Here is a 1,238-nt window from a genome sequence, read left to right on the forward strand (position 1 = left end):
CCGCAGCTTCGGTATATTGCTTAGCCCCGTTACATCTTCCGCGCAGGCCGACTCGACTAGTGAGCTATTACGCTTTCTTTAAAGGGTGGCTGCTTCTAAGCCAACCTCCTAGCTGTCTTAGCCTTCCCACATCGTTTCCCACTTAGCAATATTTTGGGACCTTAGCTGGCGGTCTGGGTTGTGTCCCTCTCCACGACGGACGTTAGCACCCGCCGTGTGTCTCCCGGATAGCACTCATCGGTATTCGGAGTTTGCAAAGGGTTGGTAAGTCGGGATGACCCCCTAGCCTTAACAGTGCTCTACCCCCAATGGTGTTCGTCCGAGGCTCTACCTAAATAGATTTCGGGGAGAACCAGCTATCTCCCGGTTTGATTGGCCTTTCACCCCCAGCCACAGGTCATCCCCTAACTTTTCAACGTTAGTGGGTTCGGTCCTCCAGTTGATGTTACTCAACCTTCAACCTGCCCATGGCTAGATCACCGGGTTTCGGGTCTATACCCAGCAACTAAACGCGCAGTTAACACTCGCTTTCGCTACGGCTCCGCTATTGGCTTAACCTTGCTACTGAATATAAGTCGCTGACCCATTATACAAAAGGTACGCAGTCACATGGCAAGCCATGCTCCCACTGCTTGTACGCATACGGTTTCAGGTTCTATTTCACTCCCCTCACTGGGGTTCTTTTCGCCTTTCCCTCACGGTACTGGTTCACTATCGGTCAATCAGGAGTATTTAGCCTTGGAGGATGGTCCCCCCATATTCAGTCAAGATAACACGTGTCCCGACCTACTCGTTTTCACTCTATACAAATCACCGTGTACGGGGCTATCACCCTGTATCGCTGAGCTTCCCAACTCATTCCACTAACTCGTATAAAACTTAAGGGCTAATTCCCGTTCGCTCGCCGCTACTAGGGAAATCTCGGTTGATTTCTTTTCCTACAGGTACTTAGATGTTTCAGTTCCCTGCGTTTGCCTCGTTACGCTATGTATTCACGTAACGATACCTCTAAGAGGTGGGTTTCCCCATTCGGATATCTGTGGCTAAAACGGGTTTTATCACCTCACCACAGCTTTTCGCAGATTAACACGTCCTTCTTCGCCTCTGATTGCCTAGGCATCCACCGTATGCGCTTAGTCACTTAACCATACAACCCTCAATTGCCTTCCTCATTGTCTTTATCTTGTCAGCTTGGGTTCGTCGTTCGGCAGTTACATACTTATCGTATGCGCCTTTCT

General features: G+C 49.8%; 1 rRNA gene. It reads right to left on the reverse strand.

Annotation, left to right across the window (positions count from 1 at the left end):
* Positions 1–1,147: ribosomal RNA gene (locus ACNKW3_RS19790) — 23S ribosomal RNA — on the reverse strand; the annotation flags it as partial.
* Positions 1,148–1,238 lie beyond the last annotated feature (91 nt).

It is taken from the genome of Glaciecola sp. 1036, from assembly GCF_050306235.1.
In the GTDB taxonomy this organism is placed as follows: domain Bacteria; phylum Pseudomonadota; class Gammaproteobacteria; order Enterobacterales; family Alteromonadaceae; genus Glaciecola.